This window comes from Cellulophaga algicola DSM 14237 (assembly GCF_000186265.1).
Classification (GTDB): Bacteria; Bacteroidota; Bacteroidia; order Flavobacteriales; family Flavobacteriaceae; genus Cellulophaga; species Cellulophaga algicola.
The window spans coordinates 2,425,202-2,446,326 of sequence record NC_014934.1; the positions used below are offsets into that span (position 1 = coordinate 2,425,202).

Genomic DNA, 21,125 nt, shown 5'->3' on the forward strand with positions numbered 1-21,125 from the left:
AAACCCTAGCTTTTCAGTTAGGGTTTTTTTGTATAGTTTGAGTTAGTTAGTTCTAAAACCAGCCATTAAATAAGTTCTAATAGTTGCTTTTATTACATGCAATTAAGGGAAATCATTCTAAGTATGCAAGTATAATGTGAATATTATCTTAATTTTTTATTCCTACACTGTATTCTATAATTTGGTCCACTATGAAATTGTAGTCCTTTTCTTTCTCTACGAAATCTAATTCGCTAATATCAACGATTAACGTATTATGGTCGGGTGCACTTTTAATAAAATCTAAATACCCACGATTAATTTTTTCTAAATAATCTGGAGGAATGTTTTGTTCGTAATCACGATCTCTTTTCTTTATGTTTTCTAAAAGACGCTCTGTATTTTGATATAGATACACATATAGACCTGGTTTTTTAACTTCTTTATGCATGAAGTTAAAAACTTTGCGATACAATTTAAACTCTTCTTCCTGTAAGGTTACTTTAGCAAAAATTAGCGATTTAAAGATGTCATAATCACTGACCATAAAACTCTTAAAAAGATCAAATTGAGAAGTGTCATCTGTAAATTGTTGGTAACGTTCTGCTAGGAAAGACATCTCTAGCGGAAAGGCATAACGCGCTTGGTCTTCGTAAAATTTAGGAAGGAAAGGGTTGTCTGCAAAACGTTCTAAAATTAATTTCGCATTAAAATCATCAGATATTCTGCTGGCTAAGGTAGTTTTTCCTGCTCCAATGTTTCCTTCTATGGCTATGAAATTTAATTTAGATAAGAGTAACTCTCTAGTTTTATAGAGCTTTAAGGTGGTTTTTGTTACCGTGCTTTTATCGCGACACATCTGTATCATATTACGGGTGTCTTTATTAAATATTGGGTGATAAAATTGCGGTGCGATATCACTTAAAGGCTTTAAAACAAACTTCCTGTCCTGTAATGAAGGGTGCGGAAGTGTTAGTGTGCTGGTATTGATAATATCATAATCGTAATAAAGAATATCAATATCAATACTTCTTGCGGCGTAACCGTCGGAAACTTCTCTAACTCGCCCTAATTTTTTTTCAATAGCATGTATTTTCTGAAGTACAAGTTCAGGTTCCATATTTGATTGTATGGTGAGACAGCAATTGAAAAAGTCTTCGGACTCAAAACCCCATGAAGGACTTTCGTACACATGAGATATAGCGGTAACCGCGCTTATATTTTCGGAAATTTTGAAAATTGCGCTTTGTAGATTGTAGAGCTTGTTGCCAAGATTACTGCCTAGCGATAAATATATTATTTTGGGGTTGTTCATAATAGCGGAACAAAATAAATAAAACAATTTAACATTAGTTATCTTTGTGAGGAATTTATAACGAAATTTTAATGAAATTTTTAAGGAATCTATTGGCAGCCATTATTGGTTGCTTAATTGCGTTTGGGGTATTATTTGGAATGTTTCTAATATTTGTAGCGCTTTTGAGTGGCGAAGATGATGAAAAAACAATTAAAAGTGACTCCATTTTAGAAATTCAAATTCAAAATCCTGTACAAGATTACGTAGGTCGTGATGAATCTGACCCTTTTGCAGGTCTGTTTCAACAAGCCCAAGGTTTAGATGAAATTATTCATGCTATTAAAGTAGCAAAAAACGATAATAAAATAAAAGGGATTAGTATAAATAATAATTTTATACTAGCAGGGTTGTCTCAAACGCAAGCTATTCGTAGGGAGTTAGAAGATTTTAAAACCTCTGGTAAATTTGTGTACGCCTATGCAGATTTGTATGTACAAAAAGATTACTACTTAGCATCTGTTGCAGATAGTTTGTTTTTAAACGAAGTGGGATCTTTAGATTTTAAAGGACTTTCTTCTGAAGTACTTTTCTATAAAGATTTACAAGAAAAGGCTGGAGTAAAAATGGAAGTAATTCGTCACGGTAAATATAAAAGTGCGGTTGAGCCTTATTTAGCGAATGAAATGAGTGAGGCAAATAGAACTCAAATAAAAGAACTATTAAGTTCTCTTTGGGGTTCAATGGTCGATGAGATTGCAATAAGTAGGAATATGACTCCTGAAAATTTAAATAGTATAGCAGATACTTTAGGAGGTAGAATGCCGCAATTGGCTAGACAATCTGGTTTGGTTGATGGTGTTTTGTTTTTTGATGAATATGAAAATAAACTTAAGAATGCCCTTAAATTAGCGGTGGATAAAGACCTTAATTATGTTTCTTTAGAAGACTATATCACCACGGCTAATAAAACAAAATTGTATAAAGGCGATGATAAGATTGCTGTAATTTATGCGCAAGGAGAAATTTTGTACGGAGAAGGTGGTCCAGATGTTATAGGTCAAGGAATAATTAATAAATCGCTTAAGGAAGCAAGGGAGGATGATGCTGTAAAAGCAATCGTACTTCGTGTTAATTCTCCAGGCGGTAGTGCGTTAACCTCAGACATTATTTGGCGCGAAATAGAATTAACGAAAGCAATTAAGCCCGTGGTAGTATCTATGGGAGATGTAGCGGCTTCAGGGGGTTATTATATTGCTGTAGGTGCAGATAAAATATTTGCAGAACCAACAACAATTACAGGATCTATTGGTGTTTTTGGGACTATACCCAATGCAACAGAGTTGGCTAAAAATATAGGTATAAATGCCGAACAAGTTGGTACTAATAAAAATTCTGTAGACTATTCGTTATTCGAACCTATGTCAGACGGCTTTAGAAATATGGTTCAAGAAGGAGTAGAGAGTACTTATACTACATTTTTAGAGCGCGTAGCTCAAGGAAGAAAAATTACCGTTGCAGAAGCAGATAGTATGGCGCAAGGTAGGGTTTGGAGTGGTCTTGATGCTAAAAATTTAGGATTAGTTGATGAGTTAGGTAATTTAGATGATGCTATCAAAGGAGCTGCGGAATTAGCTGAAATTAGTGAATTTGGAGTAAAAATATTTCCTAAATATAAATCTGGGTTCGAACGTTTTATGGAAGATTACGGTGGGGCTAGTACTAAAATTAAACAAGATTTTATTCGTGAAGAAATTGGTGTAGAAGCATATACGATCTTGAGAGAAGTGAAAGCAGCAATGAACCAAGAAGGTATACAGGCTAGAATGCCTTTTGTCTTGAGTATTAAATAATTTTTTATTGTTTAAATGACCACAGAAGATAAAAAATTCGCTTTTAAATTATATTTATTTCTAGCTGCATTATTTATCACTTCATTAGTGGTATCTAATTTAATCTTTCAAAAGTTTTTTTATTGGAAACCTTTTGGAGATGTTACTGTTTTTGGAGCGAGTTTATTCGAAGTTTCCGTAGGTATTTTGCCTTATCCTATCACCTTTTTAATTACAGATCTTATATCAGAAATGTATGGTAGGAAAAAAGCGAACCAAGTAGTTACTGCGGGAATTTTTGCTTCTTTCTTTTCTATGGGAATTATTTTGTTAGCTAATTATGTTCCGGCTATTGAAGGTTCTCCTGTTCAAGATGAAACTTTTAGTCATGTCTTCGCATTGTCGCCCATTGCAGTCTTGGCTTCTATGATGGCCTACCTGTTGGCGCAATATATAGATGTAGCTATTTATCATTTCTGGAAAAACTTAACTAAAGGAAAGCATTTGTGGCTCCGTAATAATTTTTCAACTTTCTTATCTCAGTTTATAGACACCTTTGTGGTTGTAGGTCTGCTTTGTATTTTCAAAGTTTTGCCGTGGAGCCTCTTTAAAGGTCTTGTGGTTAGTGGTTTTATTTTTAAGATAATTATAGCATTTCTAGATACTCCTTTCTTATATTTTTGCGTCTATCTATGTAGAAAACGATTCAAGTTGAAGCTTGGTGAAGAAATAGTTTTTGAATATTGAAATAATCTGAGAGGGATTGAGTTATAACAATTAGTAATTCAATTAATTAAGAGGGTAAATTGCCCTTAATTTTGTCCTTCGTTTTTAATGCGTAGGAATTATATAAGAATAAGAATCATAAGATGTTAACTAGATGAAAAAGAAGATATTAAAGATTGTCGGTATTATTTTACTACTATTTGTAATTACTTTAATTGCAGCGCCATTTTTTCTAAAAGGCAAAATAGCAGATATTATTAAAAATAAGGTGAATAATAGTATTACGGCAACTTTCGATTTTGAGGATGCAGATTTAACCTTGTTTTCTTCATTTCCTAATGCAAAGCTTACTATGAATGCTATTTCATTGGTAAATAAAGCACCATTTGTTGGCGATACTTTATTTTCTTCAAATGAGGTGGCTCTAGAAATGTCTATTAAAGAATTATTCAAAGGAGCAGATGAGCCTATTGCAATATCTAGCCTCACAATAGACAATGCTTTAATAAATATAATCGCAAACGAGGATGGTGCTGCGAATTATGATATTGCCGTGCCTTCAACAGAAACTGCTGCTGAAGAAACGGATGCCTCTAGTAATTTTACCTTATCCATGAAATCTTATGCTATTACGAATACAAGAATAAAGTATTTAGACAAAGCTACAGGAATGCGTTTTGAGCTTATAGATATGAACCATTCTGGAACGGGAGATTTATCATTAGAAAAATCTGAATTGGATACTAAAACAAGCGGATTGGTCTCTTTTGAAATGGATAGCACTAATTATCTGAATAAAAATCCTATAAAGCTAGATGCACTTATAGGTGTAGATTTGGCTACAAGTACCTATAGTTTCTTAAAGAACGAAGCTATGGTAAATCAATTACCATTAGTTTTTGATGGTTTTATAAAGTTAAATGATGATAGTCAGGAGATAGATATTAGTTTTAAAACGCCTTCTTCAGACTTTAAAAACTTTCTGGCGGTTATTCCTGAAGAGTATTCTAAGAATATTGAGAATGTAACAACAACAGGAAACTTTAGTATTGCAGGAAGATTCAATGGTATTGTTGATGATACACATATACCAAAGTTTAAAATTGATATTAATTCTGATAATGCTTCATTTAAATATCCTGATTTACCAAAATCTGTACGCAATGTATTTATAGATACAGAAATTACCAATGAAACGGGGATTGTAGCTGATACCTATGTAGATATTAGAAAATTATCTTTTATGATTGATGAAGATAAATTCAACATGGTTGCAAATATTAAAGACTTAATGGGGAATACTAAAGTGGAATCCCATATAAATGGTAGAATGAATTTAGCGAATATAGCTAAAGCTTATCCTATTCCTGTTGATTTGAATCTTGAAGGAATATTAACTGCAGATATTAATGCTGCTTTTGATATGGCATCCATAGAAAGTGAAAAATATGAGAATACCAATATAAATGGGAATCTTACTTTAAAGAATTTTGTGTACAATTCAGATGAGCTTAAGAATCCAGTAAAAATTAATTCTACAGCGGTAACTTTTAATCCTAAGACTGTTTCTTTAAATGAGTTAAGTGGTGTTACGGGTAAGACAGATTTTAGTGCTACGGGAACTATTAATAATCTTTTGGGTTTCATGTTTAATGACGAAAATGTCGAAGGAGATTTTAATTTAAAATCCAACACTTTTGCGGTAGATGACTTTATGGTAGAGGAAACTGTTGCAGAAACTACAGGAGGCGATAAGCCCGTTACAACAGGTTCTGCTGCAGAGGAGCAAATAAAAATTCCATCTTTCTTAGACGCAACAATCAATGCTTCTGCAGGAACGGTACTTTATGATAACCTTAGTCTAAAAGACGTGTCGGGTACTTTAGTTATTAAGGATGAAAAGGCAACTTTAAAAAATATGACGTCTGCAATTTTCGGAGGAAAGTTGGCGTTTAATGGTGATGTTTCTACTAAAAATGATACGCCTACTTTCGATATGAAGTTGGGGATGAATGATTTTGATATCAACGAAACGTTTAAATCACTGGAATTGTTTAAGGTACTTGCTCCTGTAGCAAATGCAATTCAAGGTAAATTAAATTCAGATATTTCCATTTCAGGAATGCTTAATAATGATTTTACGCCAGATTTAGCAACCATATCAGGAAATCTATTGGCTGAAATATTTGGCACAAAAGTAGATCCAAATCAAACTAAAGTATTGTCTGCATTAACAAGTAAGCTTAACTTCTTGTCTTTAGATAAGTTAGATTTAAAAGGATTAAAAACTGCTTTGTCGTTCGATAATGGAACGGTAACGGTAAAACCTTTCACGGTTAATTATCAGGATATTGCTGTTACGGTAAATGGGAGCCATACGTTTGATCAAAAAATGAATTATGCTGCTGTATTAAATGTTCCTTCAAAATATCTAGGGAAAGATATTACAAACTTAATTTCTAAAATAGATGATACCTCTTTAGATAACCTTACGGTTCCAGTTACAGCTTCAATTGGGGGTAATTATACGAGCCCAACAATAACTACGGATTTAACTTCAGGAATTAAAGATCTAACCTCTAAACTTATTGAAATAGAGAAGCAAAAACTAATAGCTAAAGGAAAAGATAAAGCTACAGATTTAATAGGAGGCTTATTGTCGGGTAATAAAGCTAAAAAAGATTCAGCTTCTACTGCCGTGGATACAAAGACACAAGTTAAAGATGTTTTAGGCGGAATTTTATCCAATAAAAAAGAAACAACTACGACAACAAAAACAGATTCTACCGCAGCTGCTACAAAAAACACAGCAGTTAAAGATGCAGCAAAATCAGTTTTAGGAGGATTTTTAAATAAAAAGAAAAAAGATACTACGAATTAATACGCATGGAAATGTAAAGTCCTTCGTTACTGCGAACGTTAAAAACAGTATCGTCTGAAAATAGTAAGTATTGGCCTTTAATCCCAATCAAAGTTCCAGTGTAACTTGGAGTTTTGCTAAGATTGAGGCTTTTTACTTTTTTAGGATAGCGTAATACAGGAAAGTCTAAGTGGGTTTCAGTATTAGCATCTATAAAATAAGGCAATGCTTCTTCTGGAATATATTGTTTTAATTTAGTTCTCCAATCTACAAGATTTTCATCAACTATTTCATTTTTAAGCATGGTTCTCCAATTGGTTTTATCGCCTACATGGTTTTTTAGGGCTACCTCTGTAATTCCTGCTAAATAGCGATTTGGCACCTCTAGAATTTCAATGGCTTCATGTGCTCCCTGATCAATCCAACGGGTAGGAACTTGAGATTTCCTAGTAACGCCAACTTTAACGTTGCTAGAGTTTGCTAAGTAAACTATGTGCGGTTGTAGTTGTACTTTCTTCTCGTAGGCTAAATCACGGTCTTCCTTATCTAAATGAGCGGTGCTTAATTCTGGACGCATAATCCAATCTCCAGCAGATGGAATATCGAAAAAACAACTCTTACAAAATCCTTGGCGATAAATAGGTTTATCGAGTCCGCAATTTAAACATTGGTACTTTATGAAGTTAATGCTTATCTCCTTATTCAAGATTTGATTTACATTTAGAAAATCATTCTCAAAAACCATATAATACTGAATAGGTTGTCCTATTTCAGTCTGCATTTTTCGTAAAACACCTTCGTACTGCATAAAATATTTCTATGTAAATTTTTAATCGAAAACCTTAAAGTATAAAACGATTTCTTAAATTGTTAAACTTAAATAACCGAAACTAAATAAAGCTTAAAGATACCTAAAATGTCAATACCATTATTTAATTCTATTGCTTCTTGGCTGCTAAAAAAGCGGTATCACCAGATAGAACTTTTTTTAAAATACCCAGAAGAAGTTCAGCAAGAGGTGTTAATGCAATTGCTAGCATTTGCAAAAGATACTGAAATAGGTAGAATGCATGAATTTGGTTCCATACTAAGTTATAGAACATTTGCTAGCCGGGTACCTGTTACTTCGTATGAAGAAATGGAGCCTAATATTGAACGTACCAGAAGGGGAGAGCAGAATATTTTCTGGCCTACCAGTATTAAGTGGTTTGCAAAAAGTAGTGGTACTACAAATGCGAAAAGTAAATTTATTCCGGTGAGTACAGAGGCTTTAGAAGATTGTCATTATAAATCTGGTAAAGATTTACTTTGTTTGTATCTAAATAATAATGAAAACTCTCAATTGTTTACAGGTAAAAGTTTGCGTCTAGGTGGGAGTAAAGAGTTGTATGAAGATAATGGGACGTTTTTCGGAGATTTATCTGCTATTTTAATAGATAATATGCCATTCTGGGCAGAGCTTAGTAGTACGCCTAGTAATAAAGTTTCTTTGATGAGCGAGTGGGAGTCTAAATTAAAAGCTATTATTAAGGAAAGCACACAAGAGAATGTGACCTCTCTGGCTGGTGTTCCTTCTTGGATGCTAGTTTTAATGAATAATGTAATTGAGGAAACGGGGAAGGATCACCTTTTTCAAGTTTGGGAAAATTTGGAAGTCTACTTTCATGGGGGTGTTAGTTTTAACCCTTATAAAGAGCAATACAAAAAGTTATTACCACGAAAAAGTTTCAATTATTATGAAATTTATAATGCTTCTGAAGGCTTTTTTGCAATTCAGGATCGGAATAATTCAGATGAACTTCTATTAATGTTAGATTATGGTATTTTCTATGAGTTTATAGCAATGGATACCTATTATGATGAGGTACAAAAAATAGTACCTCTTTGGGAGGTAGAAAAAAATAAAAATTACGCTATAATTATTACTACTAATGCCGGACTTTGGCGTTACAAAATTGGAGATACTATAAAATTCACTTCGATTAGTCCTTATCGAATTAAGGTTACAGGAAGAACTAAACATCATATTAATGTTTTTGGAGAGGAGTTAATTATTGAAAATGCAGAAGAGGCATTGCAAAATACGTGCTTAAAGACGGGTGCAGAAATAAAGGATTATACTGCGGGACCCATTTTTATGGCAGGAACCGAAAAGGGGGGGCATGAATGGATTATTGAGTTTAGAAAGCCGCCTAAAGAACTAGCCTATTTTACTGAGATTTTAGACAACGCTTTAAAATCTCTAAATTCTGATTACGAAGCAAAACGCTATAATAATATTACCTTAAAAATGCCTAAAGTTCATATAGCACGTCATAATTTGTTCTATGATTGGTTAAAGTTGAAGGATAAACTTGGTGGGCAACATAAGATTCCTAGGCTATCTAATAAAAGAGACTATGTTGAAGAATTATTAGGAATGAACCAATAAAATTGTATTTATTCCGTTTAGATTGGTATTTATTAAGAATAGGAATAAAGAATTATAAATAGCGAAACGTATGGTAGAAAGGCTAGTAATTGTATCTGATATGTGGGGAACCAAAAAGGGGCAATGGATAACCTCTTATTTAGGGTATCTACAGCAATATTTTGAAATTGTTTTTTACGATAGTCAAGAATTAGCCAATATCAATTTAACCGTAGAAACGGAAGAAACCTTACATCAGGAATTTGTAAATAGTGGTATAGAGACTGCTGTTGCGCATGTATTAAAAAGAGAATCGATTCCTAGTCATTATTTAGCTTTTAGTACAGGAGGTACTATTATTTATAAAGCGGGATTGCAAGGTTTACCTGTAAAATCACTTTATGCAATCTCACCAACTAGAGTACGTATGGAAAAAGAGAAGCCTATTTTTCCTTTTAAATTATTATTTGGATCTAATGATGCATTTAAGCCTTCAAAAGAATGGAGTGATCGGTTAGGGATTTCGTGGTCTGAAGCATCAGGTTATGGGCATGATTTGTATTCAGATGAAAAAATTATCAAGCAAGTCTGTTCAGAATTGCTTGATAAAGTAATAAAAAAGCAGTTTCAGAATTAAGAAACTGCTTTTAATTTTTTAATGGTATCAAACGATAATTTTTTCTCTGCATAAGCTCTAGATACCTTTAGTTGCTTTTCATCACTACTAGGTAATTCAAACATCGCATCAGTAAAAATAGCTTCGCATAAAGAACGTAAACCACGTGCTCCAAGTTTGTATTCTATAGCTTTTTCAACAATATAATTTAAAGCTTCATCTGTAACAGTAAGTGTAACGTCATCCATTTTAAACAATTTTTCGTATTGTTTGATGATAGCATTCTTAGGTTCTGTTAAGATGGCTCTTAGTGCTTCTGTATCTAAAGGGTTCATATGTGTTAATACCGGAAGTCTACCAATGATTTCAGGGATTAAACCAAATTCTTTTAAATCTCTAGGAATAATATATTGTAGAATATTATTTTCATCTGGTCTGTCTTCATTTTTTGAAGCACTATACCCAATAGATTGCATGTTTAAGCGCTTATTGATAGCGCGTTCAATGCCATCAAAAGCACCACCAGCAATGAAAAGAATATTTTCAGTATTTACTTCAATAAATTTTTGATCTGGGTGTTTACGGCCTCCTTTTGGTGGCACGTTAACTACAGTTCCTTCTAATAATTTAAGTAAACCTTGTTGAACACCTTCTCCAGAAACATCTCTTGTTATGGAAGGGTTATCGCTTTTACGTGCAATTTTATCTATCTCATCAATAAATACTATTCCGCGCTCTGCTTTTTCTAAATTATAATCTGCCGCTTGTAGAAGTCTCGTTAAGATGCTTTCTACATCTTCACCAACATAACCTGCCTCTGTAAGAACCGTAGCATCTACAATAGCTAAGGGAACATTAAGCATTTTAGCTATAGTTTTAGCCATCAATGTTTTACCAGTTCCTGTTTGGCCAACCATGATTATATTACTTTTTTGAATTTCTACTTCGTCTTCTAGTGAAGAGGGTTGTAGAAGGCGCTTATAGTGATTGTAAACTGCTACAGACATTACTTTCTTTGTCCGCTCTTGTCCAATAATATAAGTATCTAAAAAGTCTTTTATTTCAAGAGGCTTTTTTAATACTAATTCTGAAGATAAGTCTTCATTCTTAGTTTGTTTTGACTCTTCTGCAACGATGCCGTGAGCTTGCTCAATGCATCGATCACAAATGTGAGCATCCAAACCAGCAATTAAGAGGTTCGTCTCTGGTTTTTTTCGTCCACAAAAAGAGCATTCTAAACTTTCTTTTGCCATAATTTTAATACCATTAGTAAACTAAAACGCTCAAATAGGTCGTTTTAGTTTACTTATTTTATTTTACTACTGTTTTAAGTAGCTTATTGTTTTGTCGAAATTACTTTGTTTCTCTTACAAGAATCTCATCAATCATTCCGTAAACCTTAGCCTCGTCAGCTTTCATCCAGTAGTCACGATCACTATCGTCACGTACTTTCTCAATGTCATGATTAGAGTGTAAAGCAATGATTTCGTATAATTCATCTTTAAGCTTTAAAATCTCTCTCGCAGTAATTTCTATATCACTTGCTTGTCCTTGAGCTCCGCCCATTGGTTGGTGAATCATAACGCGAGAATGTGTTAATCCACTACGTTTTCCTTTTTCACCAGCACATAAAAGTACAGCACCCATTGATGCTGCCATTCCGGTACAGATTGTTGCTACATCAGGCTTTATATACTGCATAGTGTCATAGATGCCTAAGCCAGCATATACACTTCCTCCAGGAGAGTTAATGTATATTTGAATGTCTTTTGAAGCGTCAGCACTCTCTAAGAATAGTAATTGTGCTTGAACAATATTTGCTACTTGATCATTTATGCCAGTTCCTAAAAAGATGATTCTGTCCATCATTAATCTAGAAAATACGTCCATTGCAATTGCATTTAACTGGCGTTCTTCTATAATGTTGGGAGTCATGTTTGTAGGATACATGCTACTCATGATTTTATCGTAATACATGCTACTAATACCTTGGTCTTTTATAGCATAGTTCTTGAATTCTTTTCCGTAATCCATAGATATTTAGATATGTTTTTAAATAAAAAAAAAGGTGTTGAAAACAAATTTTCAACACCGTAAAGATACTTATTTTATCTTTCAAAAACTACCCGTAAACTTCCTTCACGAAGTTTTCGTAAGTAACTTCTTTAGTTTTTAGATTTGCTTTTTCTTTGTACAGTGTCAATAGCTTTTGACTCATTAACTGCTCTGACAGGCGCTTCACTTCATCTTGGTTAGATAAAACTCTAGCGGCAATGTTGTCTAATTCTTCTTCAGCAGGATTTAATTGGCCAAATTGAGCCATTTGTGTTTTGATGAATCCTTTTGAAAATTCTTTTAATTCATCAAACTGAACTTGAAGATTGTTTTCTGTAATGATCTTACCTTCAATTAATTGATAACGTAAGCCTTTTTCAGATTTTTCGTATTCTGTAGTTGCTTCGTCATCAGTTAAGACTTTTTCGCCAGTTACTTGAATCCATTTTTTTAAGAAATCTGCAGGCAATTCAAATTTAGTTGTATCAATGAAGTTTTCAGTGATATCATTTAATAATTTTTGATCTGCTTGCTGCGTAAATTGTTGCTCAGAATCTTCTTTTATTTTCGTTTTTAACCCGTCTTCTGATGTTACTACATCTTTTCCGAAAAGTTTATCAAATAATTCTTGATCTAATTTTGCAGGCTCTCTTTCGTTGATTTCTTCAATAGTAAAACTTACATCAACAGCAAGTTTTTCCGCTTTATCAGCTTGTATTCCTAATGCAGCTGCTAATTCTTGATCTTCACCAAACAATCCTTTAGTTGAAATAGTGATAACATCACCAACTTTAGCACCTACTAAGGCATCTGTAGCTTTTTTGCTTTTTAACGTGCTTATTTCTAAAGTAGCTTTGTTTTCAATTTCTTCTTCTTCGTTTTTGAAAACGCCAACAACTTCGTCTTTCTTAGTTACTTCAGTTTTATTGGTAAGAGTGCCATATTGCTTCTGGATACGTTCAACTTGTTCGTTGATCATTTTATCATCAGCAACTATCTTGTACTGTGTAATAGCCTTTTTAGATTTTAAATCTACTTCAAAGCTAGGAGCTAGTCCCAATTCGAATTCGAATTCAAAATCTTCAGCATCCCAATTAAAATTATCACGTTGTTTTGGTAAAGGATTACCAAGTACATCTAATTTTTCCTCAGTAAGATACTTATTAAGGTTGTCTTGTATTAATTTATTTACTTCTTCAACTAATACGGCTTTACCGTATTGTTTTTTGATAAGACCCATTGGTACTTGTCCTTTTCTGAATCCAGGAATATCTGCTTTTTTCCTGTAGTCTTTAAGGATAGTTTCTACCTTGTCTTGATAATCATCTTTTGTAACGGCAACCTTTACAACAGCGTTTAATTCGTTAATCTGTTCTTTAGTGATATTCATCTCTATATCTAATTTTACATCAATAAAATGGGCTGCAAAAGTACTACATTTTGTGAATCTTGGCAACTTTTTAAGTGGCTGAATTTCAAAAGTGTAACTTCTTATTGTTTGTCGTCATTTAATAACGAGAAAAATATAGATTGCAAAAAAGATAAGCAAAGACTGAATAGTATTGCCCATAAAACGCCATCAACTCTAAAGCCATCAATTAAATTGCTGGCTAATAATATGATGATTGCATTTATGATTAATAAAAATAAACCTAATGTTAGAATAGTTACTGGCAAGGTTAAAATTACTAAAATTGGCTTTACTATAAAATTAAGTAAACTCAATACGATGGCAACAATTATTGCGGTAAAGTAGGTATCTACATATACATTTGGTAATATCTTGGATAAAATAACGACAGCTATAGCGCTTAAAAGTATTCTTAATAGTAGTTTCATAAGTTTTTTTTTTAGTTAAGATTCTTTGCTTAAAAAGCAAATTAAAGATACGCAAAAGGTTCTGAGTTGCTACGAATTCATGAATTCAAATGAATAGTCAAAAAACTGCTTGGGGTTTTCGGCATGTAACCAGTGACCTGCATTCTCAATATTTTTTATTTGTGCATTTGGGAAATGTCTTTTTATTTCAGCAAAATCTTCTAGAACGATGTATTCTGATTTGTCTCCTCTTAAGAATAGAGTAGGGCCAGAGTAGCTTGCTGTGTTGTTTATATTTTCTCCAACTTCTTCCATTTTTTCACTTAAAACTTTTAAGTTGAACCTGAAGTCTAACACGCCTTTTTCTTTCCAATATAAATTTTTTAATAAAAATTGACGTGTTCCAGAATCTCGGATATACTTTTTCAATGCAATGTCAGCTTCTGTTCTTGAGGTTAATGTGCTCAATTGTATTGCGTTTAAAGCATTTATGATTTCTTGGTGGTGTGGAGGGTAGTATTTAGGAGCAATGTCTGCTATAATTAATTTCTCAACTTTTTCTGGATACGTACATGCAAAAAGCATAGCAGTTTTTCCACCCATAGAGTGGCCTAAAATGAACGCACTTTTAATTTGATGATGATCCATATAAAAATGTAAATCTTCAACCAATAAATCGTAGTTAAAGGCATCACTTTGAAAACTTTTACCATGATTTCTTTGGTCTAAAAGATGTACTTCGAATCCATTTTCTGAATATTGATTACCTAGGCTTTTCCAGTTATCAGACATCCCTAAAAAGCCATGAAGAATAAGTAAAGGCTTGCCACTACCGAGTATTTGAGAGTGTAAAATTTGCATTATTTTAATTTGTGTAAATACATGTTAACTACATTGTCTAATCCAAAATATAAGGCTTCACAGATTAAAGCGTGGCCAATAGATACTTCTAATAAATTTGGGATATTTTCTTTAAAAAATTTAATGTTATCTAAGCTTAAATCGTGTCCGGCATTAATCCCTAAGCCTAATTTTGTTGCAGTTTTTGCTGCATCAATAAAAGGTTGTATTGCTGCATTTTTGTCTTCTAGATTTTTTGCTATTCCATAATTATGGGCAAAGCTTTCTGTATATAATTCAATTCTGTCTGCACCAACTTTTGCAGCGCCTTCTACCATTGCAGTGTCAGGATCTACAAATATTGAGGTTCTTATACCGTTTTCTTTAAAAGTCTTGATGACATCTTTTAAGAAATCATGGTGTTTTATCGTATTCCAGCCTGCGTTAGAGGTAATAGCATCTTCTGCGTCAGGTACAAGTGTTACTTGTGTTGGCTTTACGTCTAAAACTAAGGCTATAAAGTTCTTATTCGGGTTGCCTTCTATGTTGTATTCTGTCATGACAGTGTCCTTTAGTTCACGTGCGTCAGCATACCTAATATGTCGTTCGTCTGGCCTTGGGTGTATCGTAATACCTTGAGCTCCGAAATCTTCTATGTCTTTTGCGACAACTAATAAATTGGGCACATTGCCTCCTCTAGCGTTTCTTAGCGTCGCAATTTTATTTATATTAACACTTAACTTTGTCATATTTCATTTTTCTTGAAAACAAAAATACAAATAAGGCATGCTTTTTGCCATATATAATTAGTAATTTGCAGTAATAAGAAGGATTATGAATATACAATCACATATAATAACTACGCTTCCAGTGTTTAAATTGGAAGGCGCTATGAAAGACGTTGTGAAATTTTTTAAGGAGACCACGTATTCACATATTGCCATCGTGGAGGATGAAAAATTTCTAGGGGTTATTTCTGAGAATGATATGGAGGTTTTTGATGTTTCAAGTAAAATTGAGGAGTATAGGTTTAATCTGGAGTCAGTTTTTGTGACGGTAGATACTTCATGGCTAGATGTATTAGAGTCTTTTGCAAGGAATGATGCTAATATAGTTCCTGTTTTAGATGGAAACTCTCTAGTGGTTGGGTATTATTTATTAACGGATATAGTTACTGTTTTTATAGATACGCCATTCTTTACAGAGCCGGGAGGTATTCTTGTTATTGCAAAAGGGGTAAAAGATTATTCGTTTAGTGAAATTGCTCAGATAGTAGAAAGTAATAATACCAAGTTGATTGGAGGGTTTATAACGGATTCAAGAAATGATGTTATTCAAGTTACTCTTAAAATTGGAGCGTCTAATTTGAATGAAATTATACAGACTTTTAGACGGTATAATTACACCATTTTGTTTGGAAACAATGATGATCAATTTTTAGAAGATTTAAAAGAAAGATCTGATTATTTAAATAAATACTTAAACGTTTAGTGCTTATGAAAGTTGCCATTTATGGACAAACCTATTCTGATAATGCGCTTGATTATGTTGTTGAGTTATTAGATGAGTTGCGTACTATCCCCGCCGAAGTTTATTTTGAAGAAGACTTTTATCAATTACTTAAAAGCTCAAGGACAGTAGAAGAATTTAATGTCTTTACGGCAGAAAGTGGGTTAGATGATTCCTTTAATATGTTTGTGAGTTTTGGAGGAGACGGAACTATACTCCGTGCAATTACCTATGTTCGTGATTTAAATATTCCTATAGTAGGAGTAAATACAGGGCGTCTGGGTTTTTTGTCAACCTTTAAAAAAGAAGATGTTCGTAAAGTGGTTAAAGAATTTATTTCTGGGGCTTATACTATTGTAGAACGTAGTTTGGTAGAAGTGTATACAGATCCTCAGTTGCCAGAGTTTGAGAATTTAAACTTTGCGCTTAATGAAGTTACGGTAAGTAGAAAGGATACAACTTCGATGATTACAGTAGAAACGCATTTAAATAATGAGTATTTAACGTCGTATTGGGCAGATGGTCTTATTGTTGCTACGCCTACAGGTTCAACAGGGTATTCTTTAAGTTGTGGAGGGCCAGTAATAGCTCCTTCTGCGAAATCATTAATATTAACACCAATTGCACCACATAATTTAAATGCTAGACCCTTAGTTATTTCTGATGATACAGAGATTCGACTCAAGGTTTCGGGAAGAGAAGAGAATCATTTAGTTTCATTAGATTCTAGAATAGCTACCGTTGAAAATGGTAGAGAAATAATAATCAAGAAATCTTCTATCACGATTAAAATGATAGAATATACTTCCGAAAGTTTTTTAAAAACACTCCGTAATAAATTATTATGGGGTGAGGATAAGCGTAATTGATTGGTTTTAAAACAATAAATGTTCTGAAATGTTGTTTATCTCTTAGAGAACATCAATCTAATAATTTCAGTTTTATAAACTGGTGAAATTGTTATATTTGCAAACTTTTAAAATACATGAGGACATTTTTGGTGCTAATAATTGTCTTTTCTTTTTTAGAAATGAAAGGACAGACGTTCGAGGTTGGAGTAATGGCTGGTGGAGTAAATAATATAGGAGATGTAGGGCGTACAAATTATATATTGCCATCTGGACCCGCTTTTGGAGGTATTTTTAAATGGAACAAAAGTAAGCGTTATGCGTGGCGTGCAAGTATATTGTATGGTGAGTTTACAGCAGACGACACAAAATCTAATATGACCTCTAGGCAACAAAGAGGTTATGTGGTAGATAATAGTATATTGGAGTTTTCGGCAGGTTTGGAGCTTAATTTTGTAGAGTACAATTTACATCGATTAGGGCCAGCATTTACTCCTTATTTATATACAGGTATAACTTACTTTAGGTATGATTATAATTATATAGACGCTAATCAGGTAATAAACTATGATGATCAAAGGGATGGGTCTTTTGCAATTCCTATGACGATTGGATTTAAATATAGGATTAGTCAGGTTTTAATCTTAGGAGGCGAAATTGGAGCGAGATATACGTTCACAGACAACTTAGATTTTAGTAATCCTGAAGATGAAAATCTTGAATCTCTGGATGTAGAATTTGGAAATATTTTTAGTAACGATTGGTATGTTTTCTCAGGGTTAACGTTAACTTATACCTTTAAGAGAAAACCTTGCTCTGATTGTTTTGATTAAAACATTATGAACAGTATAGAGAATATTGATAAGACAAAACTGCCTAAACATCTCGCTATTATCATGGATGGTAATGGTAGATGGGCAAAACAACACGGTAAATTAAGAGTTTTTGGTCATGAAAATGGTGTAAAAACAGTGCGTGATGTTGTCGAGTCTTGTGTTAAAATGAAAATTCCTTACCTAACTCTTTATACTTTTTCTACGGAAAATTGGAAAAGACCAAAATTTGAAATAGATACCTTAATGAGACTTCTAGTTTCCTCGTTACGTAAAGAGCTGCCTAGCTTTATGGATAATGGTATTAAGCTTAATACTATAGGAAACATAGCCTCTTTGCCTAAAAGAGCGCATAAAGAATTGCTAGATGTAATTCAGAAAACAAGCAGTAATACAGGGATGACTTTAACTTTAGCGCTTAGTTATGGGGCTAGAGAGGAGCTTCAAAACGCTATACGAGAGATAAGTATCAAAGTTAAAAATAATATAATTTCCTCAGAAAATATTGACGAAACCATTATTAATACCCATCTTTACACGCATGATTTACCTGATGTAGACCTGCTTATACGTACAAGTGGAGAGCATAGGATTAGTAATTTTTTACTTTGGCAAATTGCATATGCTGAACTATATTTTACAAATGTCTTATGGCCCGACTTTACAGAGCAACATTTGGTTGAAGCAATTTTAAATTACCAAAATAGAGAACGAAGATTTGGAAAAACTAGCGAACAACTTATCTAGAGGTGTAAAAAAAATCACCTCTCCCCAATTAGCATTTACTTTTATTTTATTTTTAACCGCACTATTTTCTTCCGCACAAGAAGCTTCTTCTTATGAGGAAGGTAAAAAATATATACTAGGTGGTTTAGAAGTAACGGGACTTCAAAGTTACAATGAGCAAACAGTAAAAACCTATACAGGTTTACGGGACGGACAGCCTATTACAATTCCAGGAGAAGAGATTAGTGCCATAATTAATAAGTTGTGGAACTTAGAACTTTTTAGTGATATAAGTTTTTACATTACAAAAGTAGAAGGAGAAAGTATATTTTTAGAATTGAATATTCTAGAAAGACCTACACTTTCTAATGTTACTATATATGGAGTAAAGAAAGGTAAGATAGATGATATTTTAAAAGATACCGATCTTAAAAAAGGTAAAAAAATTACTGAAAACCTTATAGCGAATACTAAAAATTACCTTCAAAATAAATATAAAAAGAAGGGGTTTTTAAATACTAAGGTGGCTATTGCTACTGCTATTGATACTTCTGAAGCCAATGCGCAGAGCATGGTAATTAATATTAAGAAAGGTAAGAAGGTAAAAATTAGCGCTATTAATTTTGAAGGAAACGAGAAATTATCAGATAAGAGACTTAAGAAAGCCTTTAAAAAGACAAAAGAAAAATCCCTTAAAAACATTTTAACACTTAAAAGATCTAAATATATCCCTGAGGATTACGATGCAGATTTGGTTAAATTAGTAGAGACTTACGCTGAAAAGGGGTATAGAGATGCACGTATTATTTCTGATTCTATCTCTAACAATGGGGATGATCTTATAGATATAACTATTAAGGTAGAAGAAGGTGATAAATATTATTTCGGAGAAATAAATTTTGTTGGGAATACGGTTTATACGGATAGACAATTAAGTTCTGTTTTAGGGATTAGAAAAGGAGATACCTATAATGGGGTATTACTTAAGGAAAGAATTGCAGATAATACAAAGCCAGATCCAAATGATATAACTAGTTTATATCAGAATAATGGCTACATGTTTTCTAGTATTAACCCTGTAGAAATGTCTGCAGCGAATGATACTATTAATTTTGAAATACGTATTATAGAAGGTAAAGAAACTTTTCTTAACCATGTTACCATAGATGGTAATGATAAAACAAATGATCATGTAGTGTATCGTGAATTACGTACAAGACCAGGTCAGAAATACAATAAAGCAGATATTATTAGAAGTATCCGTGAACTTGGTGCTTTAGGTTATTTTGATGCTGAGAATGTAAAACCAGATGTTTTAAATCCAGATCCTAACTCGGGTACTGTAGATTTAAATTATAGTTTAGTAGAATCTGGTTCAAGTCAGATAGAACTACAAGGTGGTTATGGTGGTGGTGGTTTCATCGGAACATTAGGTTTGTCTTTTAGTAATTTCTCTATTAAAAACATATTGAATGGAGAATCTTATAAGCCAGTCCCAATGGGAGATGGTCAGACCTTTGCTTTGCGTTTACAAGCGAGCCAGACCTATAGAGTGTATAGCTTAAACTTTTCAGAACCTTGGCTAGGGGGAAGAAAACCAGTTGGTTTTAATATGTCTTTATCTAGAACGCAGCAGTTTAGAGCATCTTATGGTAATAACGGAAGATTTGAGGTTAATAAAGATCAGCAATTTTCTATTACGGGTATTACTTTAGGGATCGCTAAGCGTGTGCAATGGCCAGATGATTTCTTTACCATATCACATTCTGTAGGGTATCAATTGTATGATTTTAAAGATTATAACTTAGGGCTTTTTAATTTTGGAGATGGTAAAGTTAATTCTCTTGCGTATACCTTAGGTATTTCTAGGAGATCTGCAGGAACAAACCCAATTTTCCCTACATCAGGATCTAATTTTGAAATTAAAGCAAAATTCACACCGCCATGGTCTTTATTGAATGGTAAAGATTATAAGCAATTAAATGAAGATGAAGCTGCGGTTTATGCCAGTACTGAGTCTAATGCTGCGAAAACAGAAGAGATAGAGCGTATAGAACGTGAGCGTTTTAAGTGGTTAGAATTCTATAAAGTAAATTTCAAGGGAGATTGGTATACGACCTTAATTGGTAATGTGAGTAATAAATCTTTAGTATTAAGAACAAACGCAGAGTTTGGTTTCTTGGGTAATTATAATAGTAGTGTTGGTGATGTACCTTTCGAACGTTTCTTTGTTGGTGGAGATGGTATGGGTAATTTTACTTTAGATGGGCGTGAAAATGTAGCGCTTAGAGGGTATGAGAATCAATCAATAACCCCTTATGTGACAGACAAGTTTTCGGATGCAACTGAGCAAGCTGGTGGACTTATCTATAATAAGTTCTCTATGGAACTTAGGTATCCTTTAACGCTTAAACCATCTGCTTCTATTTATGGTCTTGTATTTGCTGAAGGTGGAAATGCATTTTCTAGCTTTAAAGAATTTAACCCTTTTGAGATAAAAAGATCAGTAGGTGCTGGTTTGCGTATATTTATGCCTGCCTTTGGTTTATTAGGTATTGATTTTGGATATGGTTTTGATAGCGATTTAAACCCAGGTTCTGTAGGACCAAGCGGTTGGCAGACACACTTTATTATTGGTCAACAATTTTAAACAATGTAAAAATATTAAACACGTATTACTATCAAATTAATTAATAATAGTATTAATTTTGATAGTAATACGTGTTTTCTTTGTTATTGGTTAGATAAAAACTGTTTTTTGCAGTTAAATTGTAGAATT

The 21,125-nt window shown here is 33.1% G+C and carries 18 protein-coding genes; 10 read left to right on the forward strand and 8 right to left on the reverse strand.

The features are described from left to right. Window positions 1–148: 148 nt before the first annotated feature. Window positions 149–1,294 (reverse strand): 2-amino-4-hydroxy-6-hydroxymethyldihydropteridine diphosphokinase, encoded by a 1,146-nt coding sequence (folK, locus tag CELAL_RS10525; RefSeq protein WP_013550890.1) that lies wholly within the window; start codon window positions 1,292–1,294, stop codon window positions 149–151. 71 nt (window positions 1,295–1,365) lie between these two features. Between folK and sppA the strand changes: the two genes are divergently transcribed. From sppA to CELAL_RS10540, 3 genes are all read left to right on the forward strand, one after another. Next, window positions 1,366–3,126 (forward strand): signal peptide peptidase SppA, encoded by a 1,761-nt coding sequence (sppA, locus tag CELAL_RS10530; RefSeq protein ID WP_013550891.1) that lies wholly within the window; start codon window positions 1,366–1,368, stop codon window positions 3,124–3,126. 15 nt (window positions 3,127–3,141) lie between these two features. Then, a complete protein-coding gene (locus CELAL_RS10535; protein WP_013550892.1) occupies window positions 3,142–3,852 on the forward strand; it encodes a queuosine precursor transporter in 711 nt (236 codons plus the stop codon). A 133-nt stretch (window positions 3,853–3,985) separates the two neighbouring features. Further along, window positions 3,986–6,712, forward strand: a complete 2,727-nt coding sequence (locus CELAL_RS10540; RefSeq protein ID WP_013550893.1) for an AsmA-like C-terminal region-containing protein — start codon at window positions 3,986–3,988, stop codon at window positions 6,710–6,712. On the opposite strand, the gene CELAL_RS10545 is transcribed toward CELAL_RS10540, so the two are convergent. Continuing rightward, complete coding sequence (locus CELAL_RS10545; protein ID WP_013550894.1) at window positions 6,702–7,499, reverse strand: DUF2797 domain-containing protein; 798 nt, start codon at window positions 7,497–7,499, stop codon at window positions 6,702–6,704. The genes CELAL_RS10540 and CELAL_RS10545 overlap by 11 nt on opposite strands. 108 nt (window positions 7,500–7,607) lie before the next feature. On the opposite strand from CELAL_RS10545, the gene CELAL_RS10550 reads away from it, so the two are divergent. Continuing rightward, on the forward strand, window positions 7,608–9,122 hold the full coding sequence (locus CELAL_RS10550; RefSeq protein WP_013550895.1) for a GH3 auxin-responsive promoter family protein: 1,515 nt from the start codon (window positions 7,608–7,610) through the stop codon (window positions 9,120–9,122). Window positions 9,123–9,192: 70 nt separating this feature from the next. Then, complete coding sequence (locus CELAL_RS10555) at window positions 9,193–9,738, forward strand: hypothetical protein (protein WP_013550896.1); 546 nt, start codon at window positions 9,193–9,195, stop codon at window positions 9,736–9,738. On the opposite strand, the gene clpX is transcribed toward CELAL_RS10555, so the two are convergent. The 6 genes from clpX to CELAL_RS10585 all read right to left on the reverse strand — a co-directional run bounded on the left by clpX (window position 9,735) and on the right by CELAL_RS10585 (window position 15,179). After that, window positions 9,735–10,970, reverse strand: coding sequence for an ATP-dependent Clp protease ATP-binding subunit ClpX (gene clpX / locus CELAL_RS10560; RefSeq protein ID WP_013550897.1), 1,236 nt, complete (start codon window positions 10,968–10,970; stop codon window positions 9,735–9,737). The two genes, CELAL_RS10555 and clpX, sit on opposite strands and share 4 nt — an antisense overlap. A 100-nt stretch (window positions 10,971–11,070) precedes the next feature. Then, the gene (clpP, locus tag CELAL_RS10565; RefSeq protein WP_013550898.1) at window positions 11,071–11,751 is read right to left on the reverse strand and encodes an ATP-dependent Clp endopeptidase proteolytic subunit ClpP; all 681 of its coding nucleotides are present in this window, start codon (window positions 11,749–11,751) and stop codon (window positions 11,071–11,073) included. A gap of 88 nt (window positions 11,752–11,839) precedes the next feature. After that, complete coding sequence (gene tig / locus CELAL_RS10570; RefSeq protein WP_041557692.1) at window positions 11,840–13,162, reverse strand: trigger factor; 1,323 nt, start codon at window positions 13,160–13,162, stop codon at window positions 11,840–11,842. 101 nt (window positions 13,163–13,263) lie between these two features. Further along, window positions 13,264–13,611 (reverse strand): phage holin family protein, encoded by a 348-nt coding sequence (locus CELAL_RS21865; protein ID WP_013550900.1) that lies wholly within the window; start codon window positions 13,609–13,611, stop codon window positions 13,264–13,266. Between the two features lie 69 nt (window positions 13,612–13,680). Beyond that, window positions 13,681–14,451, reverse strand: a complete 771-nt coding sequence (locus tag CELAL_RS10580; protein ID WP_013550901.1) for an alpha/beta fold hydrolase — start codon at window positions 14,449–14,451, stop codon at window positions 13,681–13,683. Next, window positions 14,451–15,179 carry a pyridoxine 5'-phosphate synthase gene (locus tag CELAL_RS10585; protein WP_013550902.1) on the reverse strand — a complete coding sequence of 243 codons (729 nt, stop codon included), beginning with the start codon at window positions 15,177–15,179 and terminating at the stop codon, window positions 14,451–14,453. The genes CELAL_RS10580 and CELAL_RS10585 overlap by 1 nt, the downstream gene beginning before the upstream one ends. A gap of 85 nt (window positions 15,180–15,264) precedes the next feature. Here CELAL_RS10585 and CELAL_RS10590 point away from each other — a divergent pair, with 85 nt between their 5' ends. The 5 genes from CELAL_RS10590 to CELAL_RS10610 all read left to right on the forward strand — a co-directional run bounded on the left by CELAL_RS10590 (window position 15,265) and on the right by CELAL_RS10610 (window position 20,996). Then, on the forward strand, window positions 15,265–15,921 hold the full coding sequence (locus CELAL_RS10590; protein WP_013550903.1) for a CBS domain-containing protein: 657 nt from the start codon (window positions 15,265–15,267) through the stop codon (window positions 15,919–15,921). A 5-nt stretch (window positions 15,922–15,926) separates the two neighbouring features. Further along, window positions 15,927–16,808, forward strand: a complete 882-nt coding sequence (locus tag CELAL_RS10595) for an NAD kinase (protein WP_013550904.1) — start codon at window positions 15,927–15,929, stop codon at window positions 16,806–16,808. A gap of 116 nt (window positions 16,809–16,924) precedes the next feature. Beyond that, the gene (porG, locus tag CELAL_RS10600) at window positions 16,925–17,620 is read left to right on the forward strand and encodes a type IX secretion system protein PorG (RefSeq protein WP_013550905.1); all 696 of its coding nucleotides are present in this window, start codon (window positions 16,925–16,927) and stop codon (window positions 17,618–17,620) included. Window positions 17,621–17,626: 6 nt separating this feature from the next. Further along, complete coding sequence (locus CELAL_RS10605) at window positions 17,627–18,367, forward strand: isoprenyl transferase (protein WP_013550906.1); 741 nt, start codon at window positions 17,627–17,629, stop codon at window positions 18,365–18,367. After that, on the forward strand, window positions 18,339–20,996 hold the full coding sequence (locus CELAL_RS10610; RefSeq protein ID WP_013550907.1) for a BamA/OMP85 family outer membrane protein: 2,658 nt from the start codon (window positions 18,339–18,341) through the stop codon (window positions 20,994–20,996). Before CELAL_RS10605 ends, CELAL_RS10610 begins: the two co-directional genes overlap by 29 nt. The last annotated feature ends 129 nt before the right edge of the window (window positions 20,997–21,125 follow it).